We start from the raw sequence: 16,560 nt of genomic DNA on the forward strand, positions 1-16,560 counted from the left end.
GATGTTTCCATCAGAAACGGACAGGCTCTGAGCGCCGCCTACTGGACCTTCGGCCGAATGACGTCGATCGGCGGCGGGGGCGGCGTGACCTTGTGCCGGTTCGGGGCCGAAGGCGGCGGCGGGCCGGACGGCGGGTAGTACGGAATGTACGGACGTTGCGGGGCGCAGGCCGTCAGCGCCGCGGTCGCCAGGACCAGAAGACAGACAGGTCTCAGCATCGACGGCCGCCTGCGGCGGCAGGGCCGAACAGGCCCGTGCCCGAGCGGAAGCAGTAGTTCTCGTAGCGCGGATCCCAGACGTCGGTCCGGCCGTCGGCGCGGGTGAACTGGTAGCGCTCGCCCCGGTCGTCCCGGCCGCTGAGGGTCACCTGGCCCGGCCGGTCCGAAGTCACGCCGTAGGATTCGCGGGTCAGGCCGTCGACGGCGCAGGAAGCCACCAGGCCCGGACGGCTGAGATCACCCGACAGGCCCGCCGCCGAGCCCGTCTGGGCGTTATACGCGGCCACGTCCGTGCCGCCGCCGCGTTGGCCGCCGACGAACACCTGGGTGCCGGTGGCGCTGTCATATGTCATGATGTCCGGCGCCTGGCCGGTGATCGGCGCGCCGCAGATGTCGCGGCGCTTGGGTGAGTAGCCTTGCGGCGCGGCCTGGGGCGCGGCGAAGGTCGGCTGATAGCCGCCCCCGCCCTGCTGGGCGAAGGCCTGAGTCGAGATCAGGGTCGAGGCCGCGACGGCGGCGGCGACCAGACCATGGGTCAGCTTGCTCATTTGGGGGCTCCCCCTTGTTGCGGCGCCCAGGACCGAAGTGGCGGGGACGGAGGCGGCGCGCCCGCCAGTCCCGTCGCGGCGGCGTCGTGGGCCAGATCGGCGGGACCCGAGCCCATGGCCAGCGGCGCGGGACCGATCGACGGGGCCGGCCAATAGGTTTCGTAGTCTAGACGGGCGCGGTCGCGCTGGGTGCGATACAGCTCCGGCGCCTCGAACCACGGGCGGCAGGTCAGCTCGCCGTCGAAGAAGCCGCTGACCAGGGCCTTGCAGCCTTCGGGGCGGGCATAGATGCGGTTGTCGACCGCGCGGATCTGGCCGCCGGCGTCGGCATAGATGCCCGAGCGCATGACGCCGACGATCTTGTTGTTCGCGGCGTAGACGATGCCCGAAGCGACGTAGAGGCCGACATCGGTCGCCTCCAGCTCGCCCTGGTTCAGGCGCAGGTTGCCGTTCTCGACCGTCACCGCCCAGTCGCTGTCGCGGACCACGGGACGCAGCAGCGTCGTCTCGTCGCCCCCGCCGATATAGACGCCGCGCGAGAAGCCATCGACGTACAGGCCATCGATCGTCACCAACTGCTGGCGGTTCATGCCGCTGAGCACGAAGCCGGCCGAGTTGCGGGTGCGCGAAGAACCGGTCCAGTCGCCCAGGCGGACGATGCGGATGTCGCGAAGGCGGCTGTCGCCCGAGGTCTCGAAGGCTCCACCGATGGCGGCGGCGGCGATCTCGACGTCCTGGGCCATGATCGTGCCGGTGGCCTTGACCACCGCCGAGCGCGTACGGCCGATGAAGGTCACGCCGGCCATTTCGATGCGGCTGTCGCCGACGTCGAAGGCCGAGGCGTCGCCATCGTAGCGGACCGTGACGTTCTTCAGAGCGATCTCGGTGGCGCGGCCGGTGATGCACGAGGACGAACCAGCGCGCGAGGCCTCGATGCCAAGGCCCTCCAGCACCACATACTGCACGCCTGGCTGGATCCGGATGCAGGGCTGTCCGGCCGGCGCCACCAGGATCGGACGGTCCAGGCTGGGCGCGTAGTTGCGGACGACGATGCTGACCGACTGGGTGATGTTCAGCGAGTCGACGCAGGCTCCGCCATTGGTCGAGGTCAGGGTCAGGGTGTCGCCATCATAAAGCCGCGCCAGGGTCTGCGAGACCTGGCCCGGATAGGCGTAGTCGCAGTTGATCTCGCGCGGCGCATAGCCGCCGCCGTCGCCGGAACCATAGCCGCCGCCCGCCACGCAGCGGCCGCGCGAGCGGTAGTAGCCGCGAGCGCAGGGGCGCGGCTTGGCGTAGCGCACCTTGCAGCCCTGCGAGAGGTTCGGCTGGATCAGCAGGCCAAAGCACGGGCGGATCTGCTGGTCGATCCTGGCGTCCGGCGAGGCGGTCGCGATCTCGGGCGCGGCGGACGCGACGCCGAGGATCAGGGCGGCCCAAAGCGCCAGCAGGCGGCTGAGGCTGCGCATCTAGAAGTCCCTTTCGCTGTAAGGACGGCCTCGATCGGCGGCGGGCCGGGGCGGGCGCGAGACCTGGGCCAACAGCTGCTGCAGCCGATAGGCCGACGGCTTGAAGCCCGAGAGCGCCCCGTCGATCTGGTAGACCACCGCCTTGGCGCGATCCTGGTCGGCTACCCCCTGCAGGCCCAGAGAGAAGAAGGTCGACATGGCGTACTTGGCCTCGGCCGAGCCTTGGCGTTCGGCCTCTTCGTACCAGTGATAGGCCCGGGCATAGTCGCGCGGGACGCCGACGCCTTCGGAGTACATCACCGCCAGCACCAGCTGAGCCTTGGACGAGCCGTTGACCGCCGCGAACTGGATGGCCCGCACCTTCTCGATCGAGGACAGGCGACCGTTGGCCGGCCGGCCCAGCATCGCTTCCAGGCTCTGGGCGTCGTTGACGCTGAGCAGCTTCTCGTCGAGCATCGCTGACGGGATCACCCGCAAGTAAGCCAGCGCCTCGGCCACGTGGACGAAGGGCAGTTCATTGATCCGGCTCAGCGCCGCCTCGCGCGCCTCGCCCGACAGGTCGGACTCGTCGGAGTGCGGCACGCCCGAGTCGGGCGATTCCGGCGGATAGAACTCGTAGGGCGGGATCCAGCGCTTGGCCTTGGTCTCGACGAACGATCCGTAGGAAGCCCGCTGCGGCGAGCTGCGCTCGAAGTCCTTGAGCATGACATAGGCCGACACGTCGCCGGTCTGCACCGCCAGGTAGTTGTAGAGATAAGCGTCGACGTCGTTGCGGCGGAACAGGTCCAGGGCGGCCGGCGCGCCCGGCTGGCTGGGCTTGCCGTACGCCGCGATGGCCTGGAGGTTGTCCGACGGCTCGCCGAACGGGCCGAAATAGGCGTCGTGTATCCGCGCCAAGGTGCGAAAACCGTCGGCGCCCTGGGACGACAGCACGTAGATCACCCGGTTGCGCACCTTCTCGCGCTCTTCGGTCGACATGCGCGACAGCAGGCGATCAAGGGCGAAATAGGCGCTGCGGCGCTCGAAGGCGCGGCAGTCGTCGAAGCGCGAGACCGCCTTCGATTCGGAACCCCTGCGCTCATAGGACGAGATGGGCGCGTATCCGCCAGCATTGGACAGGGCCATGGCGTACCAGACGGCCGCCTCGACCGGATCCTCGAGGTTCTTGTCGACCGCGCGCTGGCCTTCATAGCGGCGGGCCAGCTCAAGCTGCGCGAAGAAGTCGCCGCGGAAGCCGCCCTGACGGAGGGCGCGAATCTCTTGCTGTTGTTGGTTGAATTGGCCGGATACGCCCTGCGCCGCCTGCGGCCGCGGGCACGCGCTGGCGCGCTTATGGAACCAGAAGCTGGGCCCTGTGTCGCAGCCCACCAGAGGGATCACCACCGCCGCCACCAGCGCGCCCACGGGCGCACGGCGCAGCAGGACGGCGCGGCTGGCGAACACGCGCTCGGCCGCTGCACGGAGCATCCGAAGGCGCGCAAATGCGTCGCCGGCCTCGCGCATGAATCCCCCTTCAGCCCAGCCCGTTAACCATAAAACAACGATCTCTCATGTGCCCGGGATTGGCTACTGTCAAGGTCAGCCAAACCCACCGGCCAATGAAGACTTTCTCACGACAGTGCGGGTTCGCCCGGCAGGCGAATTTCCCGAACTTCACGCGACTTCACCGCGCACGGAATATCTTCCCAAACATCGAGAAGCCGGCGGCTAACCTCGTTAACCACCGGCTTCAGTGTATCCGCGGAAGACGAAGATTCGACGAAATCAGCGGCCGGTCGGCATGTCCTTGAACGCCACGTCCTTGTCGACGCGCACGTCGCCGGGCAGGCCCAGCACCCGTTCGGCGATGATGTTCTTGAGGATCTCGTCGGTGCCGCCGGCGATGCGCAGACCCGGGGCCCACATGAGGCTCTGCTGGAACGCGGCCTCGGCCGGGGCCTGGTCGGGATCGACCAGGATCCCGTACTGGTCCTCCATCTCGACGGCCGTATTGGCCATCTCCTGCAGCTGATTGGCCGAGATGATCTTTCCGATCGAACTTTCCGGCCCAGGCGTCTGGCCGCGCGACAGGGCGGTCATGGTCCGGAAACGAGTGAACTTCAGGCCCTCGGACTGGACATACCAGTCGGCGATCTTCTCGCGGAACGCCTGGTCCTTGATCGCGGGACCGGTCGGACCGGTGAGATCCCGCGCCAGCTTCATGACCTCTCGATAGTTCGGGCCGGCCGAGCCGCCGACCGCCAGGCGCTCGTTCATCAGCGTGACCAGGGCCACCTTCCAGCCGTCGCCGACCTCGCCAAGGCGCTGGCTGTCCTTGACCCGCAGGTCGGTGAAATACACCTCGTTGAACTCGCGGCCGCCCGACATCTGGTGGATCGGCCGGCATTCGACGGCGGCGTCCTTCATGTCGATCCAGAACATGGTCAGGCCCTTGTGCTTGGGCACGTCCGGGTCCGTCCGCGTCAGCAGGATGCCGTAGTCGCAGTAGTGCGCGCCCGTGGTCCAGACCTTCTGGCCGTTGATCACCCACTCATCGCCATCCTTCACGGCGCGCGTGCGCAAGGCCGCCACGTCGGAGCCGCCCGCCGGCTCGGAGAACAGCTGGCACCAGATCTCCTCCCCTTTCACGGCCGGCGAGACGAAGCGTTTCTTGGTCTCGCTGTCGGAGAAGGCCATGACCGTGGGCACGCACATGCCCAGGCCGATCGTGAAGTAGCCGTAGCCGAGGCCCGCCTTGCCCTCTTCCTGGCCAAAGATCACCGACTGGATCGGCGTGCCGCCGCCCCCGCCGATGGCCGCGGGCCAAGTGATGCAGGCATAGCCCGCGGCCGCCTTGGTCGCCTGCCAGTCCTTGGCGGCGGCCATGTGTTCGGGCGTGTTGGGCTTGAGCTCACCAAACTTGGCGCGGTGCGCGGCGGCGTTCTCGGCCAGCCAGGCGCGAGCCTTCTCGCGGTAGGCGGCTTCTTCGGGGGAGTCGTTGAAATCCATTTTCGTTTCCTCGCCTTACGCCGCGTTCTTCTTTTCGAGTTCGCTCACCAGCCGCTCCTTCCAGAGCTTCGGCGCGCCGGCCACCAGGCTCAGCTGCCGCGAGCGGCGGTAGTAGAGGTGGCAGTCGACGTCCCAGGTGAAGCCCATGCCGCCATGCACCTGGATGTTCTCCTTGCTGGCGAACCAGAAGGCGTCCGAGGCGGCGATACGGGCGGCCGAGGCCGCGATCGGCAGCTCGGGCGCGTCGTCGTTCAGGGCCCAGGCGCCATAGTAGGCGTTGGAGCGGGCGACCTCGTTCTTGACGTACATGTCGGCCAGCTTGTGCTTGATGGCCTGGTAGCCGGCGATCACGCGGCCGAAGGCGTAGCGGCCCAGGGCGTATTCCTTGGCCATTTCCAGACAGCGGTCGGCGCCGCCCAGCTGTTCGAAGGCCAGCAGCACCGCGGCGCGATCGAGGATGGCCTGGACGATGTCGAAGCCTGCCCCGGCCACCCCCACCCGCTCGGCCACCGCGCCGTCGAAGACGATCTTGGCCACCCCTCGCGTGGGATCGAGGCTCTTCAGGGTCTCACGCGTCACGCCCGGGCCGGTCAGATCGACCAGAAACAGGCCCGGCCGGCCGCCCTCGCTGGCCAAGACCAGCGCCGTGTCGGCGACGTCGCCGTCGGTGACCGGGATCTTGGTCCCCGAGAGCTTGCCGCCCTCGACCCGGCACTGCAGCGTGTTGGGGCCCACGACGCCCGGCCCTTCGGAGGTCGCCAGGCAGCCGATCACCTCGCCGGCGGCGATGCGCGGCAGGATCGCGGCCTTCTGGCCGTCCGTGCCGTGGGCCATGATCCCTTCGGCGAGGATGTAGACGGTGGAGGCGAACGGGATCGGCGCGACGGCGCGGCCCAGCTCCTCGGCGATGGCGCAAAGCTCGATGCGGCCCAGCCCCAGACCCCCGTGCTCCTCGGGGATCGAGGCGCCCAGCCAGCCCTGCTCGGCCACGCCTTTCCAGAGTTTCTCGTCAAAGGAGCGGTCGGCATTGTCCAGCACGCCGCGCACGACGCCGACGTCGCAATTGCCGGCGAGGAACTTGCGCGCCTCGTCCTTCAGGAACTTCTGGTCGTCGGAATAGTCGAAATCCACGAGCGTTCTCCCTGGACCGGGCTCTGTTGGCCGATCTCGGGAAGCACACTGGACGACGTTCACGCGAAGGGAAAGATTGACCCGGCGTCAAGAATTTCAGGTTCTTATGCGCGTCTGTCAGCGCATTCGGACGTTACTCAGCGGCATGGCCAAGACCGTCTTCCAGAAGAACCAGAGGGTGTGGGTCGAGAGCGTCGGCTGCTGGGCCACGGTCGACCGGATCGTACCCATCTGGGCCAAGGGCTTCGACGAGCCCGTGCGCGTCACCTACGACGTGGGGCTGAACCGCGAGTTCCTGGCTCACGAGCTGAAGGCCGAGGACAAGGTCGCTCCCCAGGACGGCGGTGTCGACTCGAACTGGCGGGTGCTGCGGGCCCGCAACAAATGGCAGCAGGAGGGCGACTGCGCCCACCATCCTTATCCGGGCACTTATCCGGTCGTGGTCACGGACGCCCAGGACTGGGGCGGCTGGCGCACCCCGGGCGCGGAATACGACCGCGACCCGCACAAGATGGAATACCAGGCCCGGCTGATCGCCAGCGCCCCGCGCCTGCACGCGATCGCCCGGGAGCTGCTGACCCTGGTGGCCGACAATCCCGAGGACGCGCCGCCGGCCCTGACGGGCCTGGCCCAGAAGATCGCGGCGATCGAGCGCTACCTGCAGGAAGCGCCCGCCGCCGGACCGAGCTCGGACTAGTTAGAAGCGCCGGCCGAAGCCGACCGAAACCACCAGCGGGTCAAGCTTGACCTTGGACTTCAGCGCGCCGGCGTTGATCTTGGCGTCGGTGTCGAACCAAATCTTCTTGACGTCCAGGTTCAGGCTGTAGGCGGCGTTGATGGGGATGTCCGCGCCAGCCTGCAGGGCGTAGCCGAAGCCGTTGTCCAGATCGACCGTGAAGCCGTTCTTGTCCTTGCTGCTGTAGAACAGCATGTAGTTCAGGCCCGCGCCCACATAGGGGCTGAAGCGCGCGCCGGGCAGCGGATGGTACTGCAGCGACACGACCGGCGGCAGGACCCAGGTCTTATGCACCTCGACATCGGTCCCCGGGCCGACGGCCTTGACCGTATGCTGGGTGGTGCCGGCGATCACCTCGACGGCCAGCTTGTCGGTGATGAAGTAGCTGAGGCCGATCGTCGGCTTGATGTCGTCCTTGACGTCGGCCTTCAGGCCGGTGGCCGCGCCGGCGGCCGTCAGGATCGGGTTGCCCGCGTCCGGCGCGACGTCCGTCAGACGGACGTTCAGGACGATGTCGCCCTTGGCCTTGGGCGTGACGGGCTCGGCCGCGAAGGCGGGCGCGGCGCTCAGGCCAGCCGCCACGGTCAGGGCCAGGAAGAGTTTCGTGGTCATCGGTATCCCCTTTTCGACCTCGTTGTGTCGAAAAGGGGTTTGCGCCCACGTCCGTCCGGTTTCGTTGACCCGGCTCAAGAAAAGACCACAAAAAAATTGCGGTTATTACGTAGTCGCGTCTGGTCGAGCTTTGAAATTGCCCTTCTTCCAGGCCATCCACAGCACCAAGATCGCCGCCAGCGTGCCAACGACCATGGCCGGCAGCGAGGCCTCGGGACCGAACGCCCCGCCGCTCAGGAACTCCGGTGCGCCCGGCTTGGGCTTGCTGACCAGCCAGCTCTCGGTGACCGGGATGCCCGACACCGAAGCCCCCCACACCCAGCCTTGCGTGAAATTCCAGGCCGCGTGGACGCCGACCGACATCCAAAGACGGCCAGTCAGCAGATAGAAGCCGGCGAGCATCAGCCCCGCCTCGACGGCGATGGCCGCGGCGGCGACCGGCGTGGCGTTGGGATTGGCCAGGTGCAACGCTCCGAACAGGGCCGCCTGCACGATCAGCGCCGGCCAGATCCCGAAGGCGCGCATCAGCAGGCGCAGCAGGATGGCGCGCATGATCAGCTCCTCCATGAAGCCGGACTCGATGGCCATGGCGATCGTGCCCCAGGCCGAGGCCGGGCGCGGACCGCTGATGTCATAGACGCCCAGCAAATAGAGCCCGCCCACGGCCGCGCTCAGCATCAGCGCTCCAATAACAAGGCCAATGCCGAGCTCAGCCGGCATCTGGCGCGGGTTCAGTTCCTCCGGCCAGCGCCCTTCGGCCAGCTTCACGACGACGGCGTAGAGGCCGAAGCCCGCGCAGCAGATCGCCAGCACCTCGAGGACTTCGAGAAGATGGCCGCCCTTCTTGAACATCGGGTTGGCCACCACCTGGGCGCCCGCATAAACGATGCTGAACAGCACGAAGAGCAGCAGCATCCAGCCGAACGCCCGCAGCCATCGCAGCGGTCCCGGATGCAGGAACCGCTGTCGCCCGACTTCCAGGCCCGCCTGATCACTCGTGATTTCGTGCGCCATAGCCAAGCCCCTCCCGCCTTAACCCAGACGGGCACTGACCATTAATTCGGGCGCGGCCGTCAAGGTCCTCTCGCGGAGGCCGCCCCGGGCGACTAGGTTAGGGGAATGCGCACCGACACGCCCCAAGCCGTCCGTCTGGCGGACTATCGTCCGTTCCCGTTCGCCATCGAGACCACGCGACTGGTCTTCGAGCTGCATCCATCTCAGACCCGCGTGAAGGCCGAGCTCGTGGTGCGGCGGACCGGTGCTAAGGATGAACCGCTGGTGCTGAACGGCGAGCGGCTGAAGCTGGCGTCCGTGGCGGTGAACGGCCAGTCCCTGGGCGCCAACCAGTATGTGCTCGACGCCGAGCACCTGACGATCCCGGATCTGCCTGACCAATTCGTCCTGACCACCGAGGTCGAGATCGATCCGTCGGCCAACAAGGCGCTGATGGGCCTCTACATGTCGGGCGGCCGCTTCTGCACCCAGTGCGAGGCCGAGGGTTTCCGCACGATCACCTACTTCCCCGACCGACCAGACGTGCTGAGCCGCTACAGCGTGCGTATCGAGGCCGATCGCAAGTTCACGCACCTGCTCAGCAACGGCAACCTGATCGACTCGGGCGCCCTCGCGGACAATCGGTTCTTCGCCGAGTGGGAGGACCCCTTCCCGAAGCCCAGCTACCTGTTCGCCCTGGTCGCCGGCCACCTGGACGTTCTGGCCGACAGGTTCGTCACCATGAGCGGCCGCGAAGTGGCGCTGCGGGTCTTCGTCGACCCCGGCCAGGCCTCGCGCGCGGCCTATGCGCTGGACAGCCTCAAGCGGGCGATGAAGTGGGACGAGGACACCTTCGGCCGCGAATACGACCTCGACCTGTTCATGATCGTCGCCGTCCGCGACTTCAACTTCGGCGCCATGGAGAACAAGGGGCTGAACATCTTCAACAGCTCGCTGCTGCTGGCTGATCCGCACACGGCCACCGATATGGACTACGAGCGCATCGAGGCGGTCGTCGCGCACGAATATTTCCACAACTGGACCGGCAACCGCATCACCTGCCGCGACTGGTTCCAGCTCTGCCTGAAGGAGGGGTTCACCGTCTTCCGCGACCAGAGCTTCAGCGCCGACCAGCGCGGCGCGACAGTGGAGCGGATCAAGGGCGTCCGGGCTCTGCGCGCGCGCCAGTTCGCAGAGGACGCCGGCCCCCTCGCCCACCCGGTGCGGCCGTCCAGCTACATGAAGATCGACAACTTCTACACCGCGACGATCTACGAGAAGGGCTCGGAGATCATTCGTATGCTGAAGATCATCCTGGGCGCCGAGGCGTTCCGGAGGGGCAGCGATCTCTACTTCCAGCGCCATGACGGCCAGGCGACCACGGTCGAGGCCTTCATCGCCTGCTTCGCCGAGGCGTCGGGCCACGACCTGTCGGACTTCTTCGGCTGGTATGAGCAGGCGGGCACGCCGGCCGTGACGATCGAGACGACCTATGACGAGGCCGCAAAGGCCCTGACCCTGAACTTCACCCAGTCGACCGCACCGACGCCGGGCCAGCCCGACAAGAAGGCCCTGCCGATCCCGATCGCCATCGGCCTGCTGTCGGAGACCGGTGAACCGCTGCGCGACACCGAGGTGGTGCTGCTGGACAAGGACGCTCTGACCGTCCGCTGGGAGAACGTGCCCAGCAGGCCGGTCCTGTCCGCGCTGCGCGGCTTCTCGGCTCCGGTGAACCTGTCGACCGATGCGCGACCAGCCGACCGCTACGTGCTGTTCGCCGCCGACCCGGATCTCTTCAACCGCTGGGAGGCCGGCCAGACCCTCGCCCGCGACCTGATCCTGGCTCGCACCGCCGGGACGCCCGACGAAGTGGGCGAGGAACGCTACGCCGACGCGCTGGGCCGCGCCTTGGTCGACGACACCGCCGAGCCGGCCTTCAAGGCTTTGCTGCTGGCCCTACCGTCAGAGCAGGATCTGGCGCTGATGTCCGAGCCGGCCGAGCCCGCGGCCCTGCACGAATCCCGCAAGGCCCTGCGCACGCGCATCGCCGTTCACCTGGGGGACCTGCTGCGCCGCCTGCACGGCGAGATGCGGAGCGACGCTGAGTTCTCGGCCAGCGCCGAAGCCGCCGGTCGCCGCGCCCTGCGCAACGCCTGCGCCAACATGCTTTCGGCCGATCCCAGCACCGACAACCTGTCGCGCCTGGTCGGCCACTACGCCGTCAGCAGCAACATGACCGATCAGATCGGCGCCCTGCAAGCCATGGTCGCCAGCGGCGACGATCAGCGGGAAATCGCCCTGACCAATTTTCATGGCGTCTGGCGCAAGGAACCGCTGGTGCTCGACAAGTGGTTCTCCGTGCAGGCCCAGGACCCATCGGAAACCGCTCTTGAGCGGGTGATCGCCCTGACCAAGCACCAGGACTTCGAGCCGACCAATCCCAACCGTCTGCGGGCCCTGGTCTCGACCTTCGCCAACTTCAACCCGGCGCGCTTCCATGATCCCAGCGGCGCGGGCTACCGCTTCCTGGCCGATCAGGTCCTGGCCGTGGACAGCTTCAACCCGATGACAGCGGCACGTCTGGTCGAGCCGCTCGGCAACTGGCGGCGCTACAAACCCGAGTTGGGCAGGCTGATGCGCGAACAACTGGAACGGGTCGCGGCCCAACCAGATCTGTCCAAGAACGTGCTCGAATTGGCGACCAAGGCGCTCGGCTGAGGGGGCCTTTTCGAGCCTCGTTCGGCCCTGAGTTGCGACCAATGGGCTCATACATGCCGAATCCGCCTTTCCAGCGGTGACGGAGCGGTCAGCGGTACGCTAGATTCACCATCTCGGCGAAGTGACTCGCCCGAGGGCCCGTCCGTGACAGGCCTTCGACCAAGTTTGGAGCGCGCCCCCGCGCGCTCGGTGAATCCAGGAGCCGCGCGGTTTGGACAGGGGGTTAGCGAGACACGGGGGGACGGCGTCCGCCGGACCGACCGCGCCCGCGGCCCTGCGCGCCAAGTCCGTCCAGGCCCCGTCGCAGGCGTTCGTGCGCATCGCCATCTTGGCCGCGCTGCTGCTACTGGCCGTTTATACCGCCTTCGGCGTCAAGCGCCTGCAGCAGGAAGCCTCGGCCCAGCCGGGCGGCGCGCCTCTGTCGGCCAAGGCCGGACTGATCGCGGGCCGCGTCGAAGCCAATCTCGCCGCCCAACGCGCCGGCCTGTCGGCCGCCGCCGACATGCTCAAGCGCGATCCGGGCGCGACCATGGACGCCGCCGAGACCGCCCTGCGCGCCGCGGGAGGCGAGTCCGCCGCCGTCGCCGTGGTCAGCCCCGCTGGCGTCGTCTCGGTCGCGGGTCGCGATGACGGCGCTGACTGGAAGGCCGCCGCCCAGGCCGCCGCCGCCTCGGGCCGCACCACCTGGACGGGTTCGGTCGGCGACACCGGGCGGCTCTACGTCGCCACCACCGCTTCGCTGGACAAGGTCCGCGCCTTCGTGATCGCCAGCGGCGACGCCACGCGCCTGATCGACGAGCCCGAGAAAAGCGACACCGGCGCCCTGGCCTTGCCGAGCGGCGCTTTGATCGCCGCCCGAGGGCGCGCGGCCCAGGGCGCATCCACCTTCCGCGAAGCCTTCGCCCTCGCGCCCGAGGACGTCACCGGCGGTCCCGTCGCCCTGCGAGGACAGGCCGTCGACGGCGCGACTCTCGACGTCGCCGTCCGCCCGGTGGCCGAGGGCGCGCTGCTGGTGATGGCCGCCACCCCGATCCACAGCGTCGCCAATATCGACCGCCAGGTCATGGAAGGCGCGATCAATCTGCTGGCCCCTCTGGCCGTCGGCATCGCCCTGGCGCTGCTGCTGATGATCCAGAGCCGCAAGGCCGAGCTCGCCCACCGCGAGTTCGTCGACAGCGAGCAACGCTTCCGCCTGGCCGTCGAGGCCGCTCGTTGCGGCATCTGGGAATGGGATCTCAACGCCGACGAGGTCTATCTCTCCGACGTCACCGGCGCGATGTTCGGCTGGGGCGGCGGCGGCGTCGTCTCGGGCCAGGACCTGCTGGAGCGGATCTCGATCGACCACCGCGAGCGCGTGCGCCAGGCCCTGGCCAACGCCGCCATGTACGGCGCCTTCGACGTCTCGTTCCGCGTGCCGGCCAACGAGCACGGCGCGCGCTCGCTATGGATCGACGCCCGCGGCCAGGGCTTCGGCAAGCCCGGCGCGGACGGCTATGTCCGGATCATCGGCGTGGCCCTGGACGTCACCGAGGAACGCCTGGCTCAGGCCCGCGCCCAGGCCGCCGAGAACCGCCTGCGCGACGCCATCGAGAGCGTGTCGGAAGCCTTCGTCCTCTGGGATCGCCAGGGCCGGCTGCTGATGTGCAACCGCAATTACCGCAGCGTCTTCTCGCTGGAGCCAAAGCTGCTCAAGCCCGGCGCCGCCCGCGCCGAGGTCAATCGCTTCGCCGCTCTCGCCATCAAGCAAGACCACCCCGCGCCCGACGGCGCCAAGGGCGTGCGCGAGGCCGAGATGATGGACGGCCGCTGGATCCAGATCAGCGAACGCCGCACGGCCGAAGGCGGGCTGGTCATGACAGCCGCCGACATCACGGCCATCAAGACCCAGGAGGAGGCCCGCCGCCTCAATGAGGAGCAACTCCAGAACGCCATCACCGGCCTGGAGCGCAGCCAGGAGCAGCTGGCCGAACTGGCCCGCAAGTACGAGACCGAGAAGGTCAAGGCCGAGAGCGCCAACAAGGCCAAGAGCGAGTTCCTGGCCAACATGTCCCACGAGCTGCGGACGCCACTGAACGCCATCAACGGCTTCTCCGAGATCATGATGAACGAGATGTTCGGGGCCTTGGGCGATGCGCGCTACAAGGGCTATAGCCAGGACATCCACTCGTCGGGCCAGCACCTGCTGGCGCTGATCAACGACATCCTCGACATGTCGAAGATCGAGGCCGGCAAGATGAACCTCAAGTTCGAGCGCATGCACCTGGAGGATGTCGCCGAGGACGCCGTGCGCCTGGTCCGCAACCGCGCCGAGGCCGCGGGCCTGAAGCTTAACGTCGACTTCCCGCACCTGCCCGAGATCGAGGCCGACTACCGTGCGGTCAAGCAGGTGCTGCTGAACCTGCTGTCCAACGCCATCAAGTTCACGCCGCGCGCCGGCAGCGTCACGGTCAGCGCCGAGATCCGTCGCGATCCGTTCGGCGACAAGGTCAAGGTGTCGGTCACCGACACCGGCATCGGCATCGCCAAGGAAGACCTGGCCCGCCTGGCCAAACCTTTCGAGCAGGTCGAGAGCCAGTTCTCCAAGACCACGCAGGGCACGGGCCTGGGCCTTGCCCTGACCAAGTCGCTGATCACCATGCACGACGGCCTGCTGGAGATGCACTCCCAGCCCGGCGAGGGCACTACGGTCAGCTTCACCCTGCCGATCCGCCAGAGCGAGCACAAAGCGTCCCGCGACTTCGTGGCGGCCTAACCCTCTGGCCTTGGGCCGGCGGCCCAGGGGCCTAGACGATCGCGCCGGCTTGAGCGAAGACCGCACAGGATGCTCTGAATATTACTTTCGTTTCATAGACTTAAATCGAGGTCATGAAGCACTCGTAACGGGTATTCGGCGAGGCCGGCGACTACACCCTCATTCAACGGATCGCCGCGGGCGATCACACGAATTGAGGGACAAGATCATGAGCAAGCTCGTCAACCGCATCGCCGCCATCGCCGCCCTGGCCCTGGCCGCCACCCCGATCATTGGCCTGACCGCCGCTCACGCCGCGGAGCCGGCCACGCCCATCGCCCGCATCCGCGTCGGCGACCTGACCCTGTCGAACCCTGCCGACGCGCGCGAGTTCGCCCGCCGCGCCCATGCCGCCGGAACCCGCGCCTGCGACGCCAAGGGCTTCAGTGGTCTGTCAGCCAGGGCCTGCATGATGGACTTCCGCGAAGACCTGCAGCACACCCTGACCAAGCAACAGGCGGCCCAGCTGCGGATCGCCAAGCGCGCCGGCGCCTGACGCGCCTTAAATCCTAGCCTCGCCGCAGCCACGCCGCGACCGCCCACGAATGGGCGTCGTGGCGGAGGGCGACCACCGCGTCCCGCGGATCCAGCCAGACCAGCTTGTGGTCGTCCTCGACCTTCAGGCCCGGCTTTTCGCCGGTCACCTTGACCACGTAGACGCCACCGAAGTTTCGCACCGGCTGGCCATCGGACTTCAAGAACAGCTGTGAGACCGTCACGACCAACGCCCCGGCCTCGACCATCAGGCCGGTTTCCTCGCCGAACTCGCGGACCACCGCTTCCTGCTCGGTCTCGTCGCCATCCACCGCCCCTCCAGGCAGGTCGAAGTACGGCGCCTTGCCGGGCTTGGTGACCTCGGCCAGCGCGATCTGGCCCAGGCTGTTCTCGGCGATGCCGAAGGCGGCGGCGCGGTCCTTGTGGGTCTTGCCCGCGACGGGCGCGCCGAAAGCCAGCATCCCTTAGTCCTTGCCGTAGAGGTCGTTCCACGGATCGGCCTTGCCGGACGCGACGTCCGCCACGCTGATCTCGGGACGGTAACCGATCGTACCGTTGGCGCTGGCGGTCCAGGCGTCGACCACCAGGTCGCGTAGAGCCGCCGCGCCGGCCGCGATGCGGGCCTGGACGAAGGTCTTGGCGCGCGGATCGGTCTCGACCATGCCGCCTGCCTTTTCCAGCTGGTAGAGCGGCTCGGTCTGTTTCCAGGTGTCGGTCAGATAGCCGACCACGCGGGTTTCGATCGAGCAGTCGCAGGCCTTGTAGGCCGGGACCAGCGCCTTGACCGACGCCTCGTCGCCCAGCGCCTTGGCCAGTGGGCCTTCGAACTGGAAGTGGGTCGAGCGCGCGTTGGTGTAGCCGTTCGGGTTGGGATAATCGCCCCAGCCATTATAGTGGACCGACAGGTGCAGCGGCTGGCTGCCGTCGCCGACATAGTGCGCCCAGACGCCCAGGTCGCGCAGCAGCAGCGCCTCGCGACGAACCAGGTCCGCCTTATAGTAGGCCAGGCGGGTCTGGTCCTTCTCGATCTTCAGCGCGGCGGTCAGCACGCGCCAGTAGGTGAAGTCCTTCACCAGCTGCTGGTAGCCGTCGATGATCGCGTAAGGCAGGTAGCCGGCCTTCCAGCTGTCGACGCCGGCGGCCTGCAGGGCCTTTTCGTAGTCGGCGCGGGTCGGCGGCAGGGTCGCCACCGTGAACATCGGGCCGCCGTACATGCGGCCCTGGTCGTCGATATCCAGGAAGTGCGCCGCGTCGCGATCCGTGTCGTGGATCTTGCCCGAGCCCTTCCAGCGGTCCGGCTCTCGGGCGTATTCGCCGATCGTGGCGATGGCCGTCGGGGTGCGCAGGAAGGCCGGCACATCGGCTGGCAAGCTCTCGGCGCCGACGACGCCCACCACGCGGTGGCCCGACGAGCCCCAGGCGAAGGCCGAAGCGGCCGGCGCCGTCAGGGCGGCGGCGAGGACGAGGACGTTCAGGCTGGACGACAGGCGCAAGGCAGGAGCTCCGAAGATCAGATAGGCCGGACTAGCCGGGTGTAAGGCGCCGAGACGCCGTCGGCCAGCGTCGCGCGCGCCGCGACCTGAGACGCCCAGTGTTGCGGCCGTATTTCCAACGGAAGCGGCGCCCCGGAACCAATTGGCGAGTCGCGAAGGACAGACCGTTCACGACAGGGTTCCGCTTGTGCAGCTCGCGAAAGGTAAAAATCGACTCCTCCAAAGCCCCGTTTCAAGCGACTGAATCCACGCTGTTTTCTCGCCTTGGGGGCGAAAACGGTCTGGTGTGCGTCGACTCCTGGGGTTGTCACGGGTCCGTGATCGGAATATCCAAACCGCCAACCGACAGACACGCCGATAAGAGGACCCCC

13 protein-coding genes and 1 pseudogene are annotated in these 16,560 nt (G+C 67.8%); 4 read left to right on the forward strand and 10 right to left on the reverse strand.

The genetic code is table 11. From position 1 onward, the window contains the following. Nucleotides 1-38: 38 nt before the first annotated feature. The 6 genes and pseudogenes from ACW175_RS17225 to ACW175_RS17250 form a co-directional block, all read right to left on the reverse strand. The gene (locus ACW175_RS17225) at nt 39-218 is read right to left on the reverse strand and encodes a hypothetical protein (protein ID WP_492101230.1); all 180 of its coding nucleotides are present in this window, start codon (nt 216-218) and stop codon (nt 39-41) included. Continuing rightward, a complete protein-coding gene (locus tag ACW175_RS17230) occupies nt 212-766 on the reverse strand; it encodes a hypothetical protein (RefSeq protein WP_492101231.1) in 555 nt (184 codons plus the stop codon). The genes ACW175_RS17225 and ACW175_RS17230 overlap by 7 nt, the downstream gene beginning before the upstream one ends. After that, nucleotides 763-2,232, reverse strand: coding sequence for a hypothetical protein (locus tag ACW175_RS17235; RefSeq protein WP_492101232.1), 1,470 nt, complete (start codon nt 2,230-2,232; stop codon nt 763-765). Before ACW175_RS17235 ends, ACW175_RS17230 begins: the two co-directional genes overlap by 4 nt. After that, a pseudogene (locus tag ACW175_RS17240) lies at nt 2,126-3,735 on the reverse strand (tetratricopeptide repeat protein); the annotation flags it as partial. The gene ACW175_RS17235 and the pseudogene ACW175_RS17240, both read right to left, overlap by 107 nt. A 261-nt stretch (nt 3,736-3,996) precedes the next feature. After that, complete coding sequence (locus ACW175_RS17245; protein WP_492101233.1) at nt 3,997-5,220, reverse strand: acyl-CoA dehydrogenase family protein; 1,224 nt, start codon at nt 5,218-5,220, stop codon at nt 3,997-3,999. Nucleotides 5,221-5,235: 15 nt separating this feature from the next. Beyond that, a complete protein-coding gene (locus ACW175_RS17250; protein WP_492101234.1) occupies nt 5,236-6,351 on the reverse strand; it encodes an acyl-CoA dehydrogenase family protein in 1,116 nt (371 codons plus the stop codon). 145 nt (nt 6,352-6,496) lie between these two features. Between ACW175_RS17250 and ACW175_RS17255 the strand changes: the two genes are divergently transcribed. Beyond that, a complete protein-coding gene (locus ACW175_RS17255) occupies nt 6,497-7,048 on the forward strand; it encodes a hypothetical protein (RefSeq protein WP_492101235.1) in 552 nt (183 codons plus the stop codon). Here the strand turns inward: ACW175_RS17255 and ACW175_RS17260 are convergent, their stop codons facing one another. Both ACW175_RS17260 and ACW175_RS17265 read right to left on the reverse strand, forming a co-directional pair. Beyond that, entirely contained in the window at nt 7,049-7,699 is a 651-nt protein-coding gene (locus ACW175_RS17260; protein WP_492101236.1) for an OmpW/AlkL family protein, read from the reverse strand. 105 nt (nt 7,700-7,804) lie between these two features. Further along, the gene (locus ACW175_RS17265) at nt 7,805-8,713 is read right to left on the reverse strand and encodes a CPBP family intramembrane glutamic endopeptidase (protein ID WP_492101237.1); all 909 of its coding nucleotides are present in this window, start codon (nt 8,711-8,713) and stop codon (nt 7,805-7,807) included. A 105-nt stretch (nt 8,714-8,818) separates the two neighbouring features. Here ACW175_RS17265 and pepN point away from each other — a divergent pair, with 105 nt between their 5' ends. From pepN to ACW175_RS17280, 3 genes are all read left to right on the forward strand, one after another. Further along, a complete protein-coding gene (gene pepN / locus ACW175_RS17270; protein WP_492101238.1) occupies nt 8,819-11,410 on the forward strand; it encodes an aminopeptidase N in 2,592 nt (863 codons plus the stop codon). Between the two features lie 211 nt (nt 11,411-11,621). Next, nucleotides 11,622-14,162 carry a cell cycle histidine kinase PleC gene (gene pleC, locus ACW175_RS17275; protein WP_492101239.1) on the forward strand — a complete coding sequence of 847 codons (2,541 nt, stop codon included), beginning with the start codon at nt 11,622-11,624 and terminating at the stop codon, nt 14,160-14,162. A 208-nt stretch (nt 14,163-14,370) separates the two neighbouring features. Beyond that, the gene (locus ACW175_RS17280) at nt 14,371-14,697 is read left to right on the forward strand and encodes a UrcA family protein (RefSeq protein WP_492101240.1); all 327 of its coding nucleotides are present in this window, start codon (nt 14,371-14,373) and stop codon (nt 14,695-14,697) included. Between the two features lie 13 nt (nt 14,698-14,710). Here the strand turns inward: ACW175_RS17280 and ACW175_RS17285 are convergent, their stop codons facing one another. Together ACW175_RS17285 and ACW175_RS17290 are read right to left on the reverse strand one after the other, a co-directional pair. After that, nucleotides 14,711-15,157 carry an NUDIX domain-containing protein gene (locus ACW175_RS17285; protein ID WP_492101241.1) on the reverse strand — a complete coding sequence of 149 codons (447 nt, stop codon included), beginning with the start codon at nt 15,155-15,157 and terminating at the stop codon, nt 14,711-14,713. A 3-nt stretch (nt 15,158-15,160) separates the two neighbouring features. Next, nucleotides 15,161-16,189: a phospholipase C/P1 nuclease family protein gene (locus ACW175_RS17290; protein ID WP_492101242.1), complete on the reverse strand. Its 1,029-nt coding sequence runs from the start codon at nt 16,187-16,189 to the stop codon at nt 15,161-15,163. Nucleotides 16,190-16,560 lie beyond the last annotated feature (371 nt).

Source organism: Caulobacter sp. FV1ye6ST (assembly GCF_058681225.1).

What these genes read in the sequence shown, in the direction of transcription:
- ACW175_RS17225 (WP_492101230.1), bottom strand. Translation starts at nt 218, where the DNA reads ATGCTGAGACCTGTCTGTCTTCTGGTCCTGGCGACCGCGGCGCTGACG.
- ACW175_RS17230 (WP_492101231.1), bottom strand. Translation starts at nt 766, where the DNA reads ATGAGCAAGCTGACCCATGGTCTGGTCGCCGCCGCCGTCGCGGCCTCG.
- ACW175_RS17260 (WP_492101236.1), bottom strand. Translation starts at nt 7,699, where the DNA reads ATGACCACGAAACTCTTCCTGGCCCTGACCGTGGCGGCTGGCCTGAGC.
- ACW175_RS17285 (WP_492101241.1), bottom strand. Translation starts at nt 15,157, where the DNA reads ATGCTGGCTTTCGGCGCGCCCGTCGCGGGCAAGACCCACAAGGACCGC.
- ACW175_RS17235 (WP_492101232.1), bottom strand. Translation starts at nt 2,232, where the DNA reads ATGCGCAGCCTCAGCCGCCTGCTGGCGCTTTGGGCCGCCCTGATCCTC.
- ACW175_RS17280 (WP_492101240.1), top strand. Translation starts at nt 14,371, where the DNA reads ATGAGCAAGCTCGTCAACCGCATCGCCGCCATCGCCGCCCTGGCCCTG.
- ACW175_RS17245 (WP_492101233.1), bottom strand. Translation starts at nt 5,220, where the DNA reads ATGGATTTCAACGACTCCCCCGAAGAAGCCGCCTACCGCGAGAAGGCT.
- ACW175_RS17255 (WP_492101235.1), top strand. Translation starts at nt 6,497, where the DNA reads ATGGCCAAGACCGTCTTCCAGAAGAACCAGAGGGTGTGGGTCGAGAGC.
- ACW175_RS17265 (WP_492101237.1), bottom strand. Translation starts at nt 8,713, where the DNA reads ATGGCGCACGAAATCACGAGTGATCAGGCGGGCCTGGAAGTCGGGCGA.
- pepN (WP_492101238.1), top strand. Translation starts at nt 8,819, where the DNA reads ATGCGCACCGACACGCCCCAAGCCGTCCGTCTGGCGGACTATCGTCCG.